The sequence below is a fragment of the Kocuria sp. NPDC057446 genome (assembly GCF_042802875.1).
Taxonomy (GTDB): Bacteria; Actinomycetota; Actinomycetes; order Actinomycetales; family Micrococcaceae; genus Kocuria.
The window spans coordinates 1-6,946 of the sequence record NZ_JBHVDI010000177.1; the positions used below are offsets into that span (position 1 = coordinate 1).

General features: G+C 73.4%; 6 protein-coding genes and 1 pseudogene. All 7 read left to right on the top strand.

Annotation, left to right across the window (positions count from 1 at the left end):
* Positions 1-39: 39 nt before the first annotated feature.
* Positions 40-162 (top strand): annotated as a pseudogene (locus tag ACFU0Y_RS16005) (serine/threonine protein kinase); the annotation flags it as partial.
* Between the two features lie 80 nt (positions 163-242).
* Positions 243-1,277 (top strand): glycerate kinase, encoded by a 1,035-nt coding sequence (locus tag ACFU0Y_RS16010; protein WP_380215597.1) that lies wholly within the window; start codon positions 243-245, stop codon positions 1,275-1,277.
* 227 nt (positions 1,278-1,504) lie between these two features.
* Positions 1,505-2,428: a carbohydrate ABC transporter permease gene (locus ACFU0Y_RS16015; protein ID WP_380215607.1), complete on the top strand. Its 924-nt coding sequence runs from the start codon at positions 1,505-1,507 to the stop codon at positions 2,426-2,428.
* Positions 2,421-3,365, top strand: coding sequence for a carbohydrate ABC transporter permease (locus ACFU0Y_RS16020; RefSeq protein ID WP_380215599.1), 945 nt, complete (start codon positions 2,421-2,423; stop codon positions 3,363-3,365). Before ACFU0Y_RS16015 ends, ACFU0Y_RS16020 begins: the two co-directional genes overlap by 8 nt.
* Before the next feature lie 77 nt (positions 3,366-3,442).
* Positions 3,443-4,831 carry a Gfo/Idh/MocA family protein gene (locus tag ACFU0Y_RS16025; protein WP_380215601.1) on the top strand — a complete coding sequence of 463 codons (1,389 nt, stop codon included), beginning with the start codon at positions 3,443-3,445 and terminating at the stop codon, positions 4,829-4,831.
* Positions 4,828-5,808 (top strand): NAD-dependent epimerase/dehydratase family protein, encoded by a 981-nt coding sequence (locus ACFU0Y_RS16030; RefSeq protein ID WP_380215603.1) that lies wholly within the window; start codon positions 4,828-4,830, stop codon positions 5,806-5,808. The genes ACFU0Y_RS16025 and ACFU0Y_RS16030 overlap by 4 nt, the downstream gene beginning before the upstream one ends.
* On the top strand, positions 5,805-6,896 hold the full coding sequence (locus tag ACFU0Y_RS16035; protein ID WP_380215605.1) for a mandelate racemase/muconate lactonizing enzyme family protein: 1,092 nt from the start codon (positions 5,805-5,807) through the stop codon (positions 6,894-6,896). The genes ACFU0Y_RS16030 and ACFU0Y_RS16035 overlap by 4 nt, the downstream gene beginning before the upstream one ends.
* Positions 6,897-6,946 lie beyond the last annotated feature (50 nt).

Here is a 6,946-nt window from a genome sequence, read left to right on the forward strand (position 1 = left end):
GACACCGACACCACCCGCCTCACGCACACCGGCTCGCCCATCGGATCGCCCGCCTACATGGCCCCCGAGCAGGCGATGGGCGGCGCGGTCGGCCCGTACACCGATCTGTACGCGCTCGGGGTGCTGCTGCACGAACTCCTCAGCGGGGACGTGCCGTTCTCGGGATCGACCGCCCTCGGCGTGCTGCACCGCCACCTCTACGAGCCGCCCCTGCCGGTCCGCCGGCTGCGCCCCGAGGTGCCTTGGCGGACGGAGGCGAGGGCACGGTCGACGCCGCGGCGGCGGCCGGGGCGCGCCTGCGCCGCACCCTGGTCCGGGGCGCCGTGGAGGGCCGGGTGCGGGCGCGCTGGGCGGTGCTCACGGCACCCTCCGGCGCCACCACCGCGGTGCTCGAGTCCGCCCAGGCGAGCGGGCTGGACCAGGTGCGCCCGAGTCCCGCGACGGCCCGTGCCGCGCACAGCTACGGCTGCGGGCAGCTGATCCGGTCGGCGCTGGACGCCGGGGCGACCGACGTCGTCGTCGGCCTCGGCGGCTCGGCCATGACTGACGGGGGCTCGGGCGCCCTGCGGGCGCTCGGCCTCGAGGTCCTCGACGACCACGGCGCGCCCGTGCCCCTGGGCGGGGAGGGGCTGCTGTCCGCCGCCCGCCTGGACGCCACCGCCCTGGACCCGCGCCTGCGCTCGGTGCGGCTGCGGCTGGCCGTGGACGTGCAGAACCCGCTGCACGGCCCGGACGGGGCCGCGCACGTCTTCGCCGCGCAGAAGGGCGCGGACCGCGCGGCCCGGTGCGAGCTGGACGCCGCGCTCCGGCGCTGGGCCGGCCTGCTGGCCGGTCTCGAGGGCGCCCGTCCCTTCCTGCTCCCGGGCGCCGGCGCCGCCGGCGGCTTCCCGTCCGGCTTCCTGGCCCTGACCCCGGCGACCCTCGAGCGCGGCTTCGACCTCGTGTCCTCCCTCGTGGGGCTCGAGGAGCAGCTCGAGGGAGCGGACCTGCTCGTCGTCGGCGAGGGGTCGCTGGACGAACAGTCGACGCAGGGCAAGGCGCCGCTCGCGGCGGCCGCGCTCGCCGCGGCGAGGGGCGTGCCCGTCGTGGCCGTGGCGGGGCAGCTGGCCCTGTCCGCGGAGCAGCTGCGCGGTGCGGGGGTCCTGGCGGCCGCCTCGCTCGTGGGCGTGGCGCCTTCCGTCCGGGCCGCCCAGGAGGAGCCGGAGCGCTACGGCCCGCCGGCGACCCAGGAGGCGCTGCGCCTCCTGGCCGGGGCGCTGTCCGGCGCGCCGGACTGAGCCGCCCGCCCGGGACGGAATCCATCGTAGATTTGTGGTTGACGTCACAGTGACCGGCCACTAGCCTGGACGCAACGCCGAACCGGAAAACGCTTTCCCACCCGTTCTGAGGAGATACCGATGACACCGAGCCACGCCGACGCCGCACCGCACCGGGGTACCCGGTCGCGGATGGCCCGAGAGCTGGTCCCGGCGTGAGCGCCGTGGAGGAGATCACCCGGAAGGGCCTGCCCGGAGAGCGGGCCGCGAACCGGGGCGCCGGCCGGAAGCCGCGGGCCGATCGGCGGGACAACAAGGCGGCGGCGGTCTTCCTGGCGCCGTGGATCGTGGGACTGGTGGTCATCACCCTCGGCCCCATGCTGATGTCCCTCTACCTCTCGTTCACCGACTACAACCTCATGCGGGCGCCGGACTGGATCGGGACGGAGAACTTCACCCGGATGCTGGCGGACGAGCGGCTGCACAACTCGCTGCAGGTGACCTTCACCTACGTGTTCGTGGGCGTCCCGCTGCAGCTGATCCTGGCCCTGGCGATCGCCATGGTCCTGGACCGGGGCCTGCGCGGCCTCGCGTTCTACCGCTCGGTCTTCTACCTGCCGTCCCTGCTGGGCGCGTCCGTGGCCATCGCCATCCTCTGGAAGCAGCTCTTCGGCACCACGGGGCTGGTCAACCAGGTCCTGGCCCTCGTGGGCATCGAGGGCATCGGCTGGATCTCCGACCCCCGGACCGCGCTCGGCAGCATCATCCTGCTGCACGTGTGGACCTTCGGCGCGCCGATGATCATCTTCCTCGCCGGCCTGCGCCAGATCCCCACCATGTACTACGAGGCGGCCTCCATCGACGGCGCCGGCCGGATCACGCAGTTCTTCCGGATCACGCTGCCGCTGCTGAGCCCCATCATCTTCTTCAACCTGGTGCTCCAGATCATCCAGGCGTTCCAGTCCTTCACGCAGGCGTTCATCGTCTCCGGCGGGCGCGGAGGCCCGTCCGACTCGACGATGTTCTTCACGCTGTACCTCTACCAGACCGGCTTCGGCCGGTTCGACATGGGCTACGCCGCGGCCATGGCCTGGTTGCTGCTCGTCATCATCGGGGCGTTCACCGCCCTCAACTTCATCGCGTCTAAGTATTGGGTGTTCTACGATGACTAATCCGACAATCGCCGACAGTCCCGTCCGGACGGCCGACCAGGACCTCGTCCCGGCGCAGAACGAGGGCTCGCAGAGCGCCCCGGCGCCGAGGCCCCGCGGTCCCGGGGCCCGGGGGCGGATCCGCTCCCTGCTCAAGCACCTCGCGCTGATCCTCACCGGCGGCGTGATGATCTACCCGCTGCTGTGGATGCTGGCCAGCTCGCTGCGCCCCAACGACATCATCTTCCGCGAGCCGGGCATCCTGCTCGAGACCTTCGAGAGCGCGAACTACACGGACGGGTGGAACGCCCTGTCCAGCCCGTTCAGCGTGTACCTGTTCAACTCCGCGGTGGTGGTGCTCGGGTGCATCGTGGGCAACCTCGTCTCCTGCTCCATGGCGGCCTACGCGTTCGCCCGGCTGGAGTTCCGCTTCAAGAAGCCGGCCTTCGCCCTCATGCTCCTGACGATCATGCTGCCGTTCCACGTGGTGATCGTGCCGCAGTACATCATGTTCTCCCAGATCGGGTGGGTGAACACCTTCTGGCCCCTCATCGTGCCGAAGCTGCTCGCCACCGACGCGTTCTTCGTGTTCCTGATGGTGCAGTTCATCCGCGGCATCCCCAAGGACATGGACGAGGCGGCGCGGATCGACGGCGCCGGGCACCCCCGGATCTTCGGGCAGATCATCCTGCCGATGATGGTCCCGGCCCTGGCCACCACCACGATCTTCACGTTCATCTGGACGTGGAACGACTTCTTCAGCGCCCTCATCTACCTGACCGACCCGAACATGTTCACCGTCCCGGTGGCCCTGCGGGCCTTCGTGGACGCCACGGGGGAGTCCTCGTGGGGATCCCTGTTCGCGATGTCGATCGTGTCCCTGCTGCCGGTGTTCATCGCCTTCCTCGTGGGACAGAAGTTCCTCGTCAAGGGCATCGCCACCACGGGCATCAAGTAACGGGCGACGGGCCCGGACGCCCACGGCCCGGAGCCCGCCCCACCTCCCGCACACCCCTCCAGAACCAGGAGCCATCGATGAACAGCGCAGAGCACAGCGGCACGGACGGCACGGCACCCCCGGGCCGGCGGACCCGCTACGTCCTGGTCGGCACCGGCAACCGGTGCGAGATGTACCTCCGCTCCCTGCTGGACGACCACGCCGACGTCGCCGAGCTGGTGGCGGTGGGCGACACCAACCCCGGGCGGGCCGAGCACTACCGCCGGCTGGCCGAGGAGACCTCGGGCACCCGGATCGGCGTCCTCGACCCGGCGGAGCTCTCCCGGACCGTCCGGGAGCAGGGGATCGACCGCGTCATCATCACCACCCCCGACGCCACCCACGCCGACTACATCTGCGAGACGCTGCGCGCCGGGGCCGACGCCGTCGTCGAGAAGCCCCTGACCGTGGACGCGGAGGCCTGCCGCCGGATCGGCGCGGCCGTCGAGGAGACCGGCCGCCAGGTGGTGGTGACCTTCAACTACCGGTACTCCCCGCGCAACACCGCGCTCAAGGACGTGATCAGCTCCGGACGGATCGGCACGGTCACCTCCGTGGACTTCAGCTGGATGCTGGACACCGTGCACGGCGCCGACTACTTCCGCCGCTGGCACCGGCAGAAGGAGAACTCCGGCGGGCTGCTGGTGCACAAGTCCTCGCACCACTTCGACCTGGTCAACTGGTGGCTGGACGACGCCCCGGAGCGGGTCTTCGCCTCGGGTGGGCTGCGGTTCTACGGCCGGGCGAACGCCGAGGCCCGGACCAGCGCGGGCGCCCCGGCGCCGGACGTCGAGGGCGGCGACCCGTTCGCCCTGGACCTGCGCACCGACGAGCGACTGAGCAGGCTCTACCTCGACCACCAGCACCACGACGGGTACCGCCGGGACCAGGACGTGTTCTCCGACGGGATCGACATCGAGGACAACCTCGCGCTCGTGGTCGACTACGCGCGGGGCGCCACCCTCTCCTACTCCCTCAACGCGCACTCCCCGTGGGAGGGGTACCGGGTGGCCGTCAACGGCACGGAGGGCCGGGCCGAGCTGGAGGTCGTCGAGCGCGCGGCCGTGCTGCCCGCGAGCGGCGGCTCCCCGGTGGACCCCTCGGTCACGGTCGGCCCCCACCGGGGCGGGGCCCGCAGCCGCGGCGAGCGGCTGACCGTCCAGCGGCACTGGGACGCCGCGGAGGAGGTCGTCATCAGCAACGGCGCCGGCAGTCACGGCGGCGGTGACCGGCTGCTGCTGGCGGACGTCTTCCGGGGCCCCGGCGAGGACCCGTACGGCCGGCCCTCCGGCTACCGGGACGGCGTGGCCGCCGTGGCCGTGGGCATCGCCGGCAACCGGTCCCTCGAGACCGGGCTGCCCGTCCGGATCGCCGAGCTGGAGCTGGGCGCGGCGGCCGGGGCGCGGCGCAGCGAGGTCCCGGCGTGAGCCGCGTGCTCGTCACCGGCGGCGCGGGCCGGCTCGGCCGCAGCGTGGTCGCCGGGCTGGCGGAGGCCGGCTACGACGTCGTCAGCGTCGACCGGTCCCTGCCCTCCGCCCCCGAGTCCGCCGGCTCCACCGGTCGTCGTCCCGCCGTGGAGCACCGCAGCGCGGACCTCACCGACCCGGACGCCGTGCACGCGCTGATGCGCAGCACCCGCCCGGACGCCGTGATCAACCTGGCGGCCATCGCCGTCCCGTTCAGCGCCCCCGAGCACGTCATCCTGCGCACCAACGCGGTGATCGCGCACAACGTGGCCGGCGCGGCCACCGAGGCCGGGGCCCGGCGGATCGTGATGGCCAGCAGCCCCACGGTGCTGGGCTACGGCTCCCCGGCGGGCTGGCTGCCGCCGGCGTTCCCGCTGACCGAGGAGACCCCGCCCCGGCCCTGGCACGCCTACGGGCTGTCCAAGCACGTGGCCGAGCAGGTCGCACAGATGTTCGCCGCGGCCCGGGGCGAGGCCGTGCGCTACGCGTCTTTCCGCCCCTGCTACGTGATCGCCCCCGAGGAGTGGGCGGGCGCCCCGACCCAGCAGGGCCACACGGTGCGGGAGCGGCTCGACGACCCCGCGCTCGCGGCGCCGGCGCTGTTCAACTACGTGGACGCCCGCGACGTCACCTCCTTCCTGGAGGCGCTGCTCGAGGGGATGGGCGCGATCCGCAACGGCGACACGTTCTTCGTGGGCGCCGCCGACGCCCTGGCCCGCCGCCCGCTCGCGGAGCTCGTCCCCGAGTTCGTCCCGGGCAGCGAGCGGCTCGCGGCGGGGCTGACCGGCACGGCCCCCGCCTTCAGCATCGACAAGGCCCGCCGGGTCCTGGGCTGGGAGCCGGCGCGCAGCTGGCGCACCGAGCTGCAGGAGGACCCCGTGGCCGCCGCGTCCGGACAGCCCGCGGGCGCCGGCCGGCACGGGAGGGACACCGCATGAGCATCGCCGCCCTGCACACGGAGCTGATCACGGCCCGGCTGCTGCGCAGCTGGGGCCCGGAGGCGCCGCGGAACCACCTCGTCGCGGTCACGGTCGTGGCCGACGACGGCGCGACCGGCACCGGCTTCGCCTGGACCCCGACCATCGGGGCGAGGGCCGTCCAGGCCATCCTCGACGACGACCTGACGGGCTTCCTGCGCGGACGCTCCGAGAACCCCGAGGCGGTGTGGGACGACGCCTGGAAGCACCTGCACGAGGGAGGCGCCGGGCTGACCGGCGTGGCGCTCGCGGGCGTGGACCTGGCGCTGTGGGACCTCCGGGCGCGGCGGTCCGGGGTCTCGATCACCTCGCTGCTGGGCCGGCGGCAGGAGAGCGTGGCCGTCTACGGCTCCGGCGTGAACCTGCACTACACCCTGGAGGAGCTCCAGGAGCAGGTGCGCCGGTGGGTCGCCGCGGGCTTCGGGGCGGTCAAGATCAAGGTGGGCCGGCCGGAGCTGCGCGAGGACGTGGCGCGGGTGGCCGCCGTCCGCGAGCTGCTCGGACCGGACCGCGGGCTCATGATCGACGCCAACCAGCGGTGGGACCTGCCCACGGCCCGCCGGGCGCTGGACGCCCTGGCCGAGTTCGGGCCGTCCTGGCTCGAGGAGCCGCTGCGCGCGGACGACCTCGAGGGCTACCGGCAGCTGCGCCGGTTCAGCCGGGTGCCCATCGCGCTGGGGGAGAATCTGCACACCGTCTACCGCTTCCGGGACTTCATCGCGGCCGGCGCCGTGGACGTCGTCCAGCCGAACATCGTCCGGGTGGGCGGCATCACCCCGTTCCGGCGGATCGTGGAGCTGGCGCGCACGCACAGCGTGGGGATCGCCCCGCACCTGCTGCCCGACCTCTCCGGGCAGCTGGCCCTGACCCTCGCCGAGCCCACCCTCGTGGAGGTCGTGGAGGACGCCGGGTTCGCCGACCTCGGCATCCTCGACGGTCCGTCCCCGGTGGTGGTGACGGGCTCGCGGCTGGAGACCCGGGACCTGCCCGGCCTCGGCCTGTCGCTGCGCCAGCAGCAGCTGCCCGCCCTGGCCGGTGCGCGTGCCTGAGCGCTGACCCCCGAGCCCGGGCAGCCGGAAGGCCCGCACCCCCGGGGGGC

Coding starts and splice junctions, on each gene's coding strand:
- ACFU0Y_RS16035 (WP_380215605.1), top strand. CDS start 5,805: ATGAGCATCGCCGCCCTGCACACGGAGCTGATCACGGCCCGGCTGCTG.
- ACFU0Y_RS16020 (WP_380215599.1), top strand. CDS start 2,421: ATGACTAATCCGACAATCGCCGACAGTCCCGTCCGGACGGCCGACCAG.
- ACFU0Y_RS16025 (WP_380215601.1), top strand. CDS start 3,443: ATGAACAGCGCAGAGCACAGCGGCACGGACGGCACGGCACCCCCGGGC.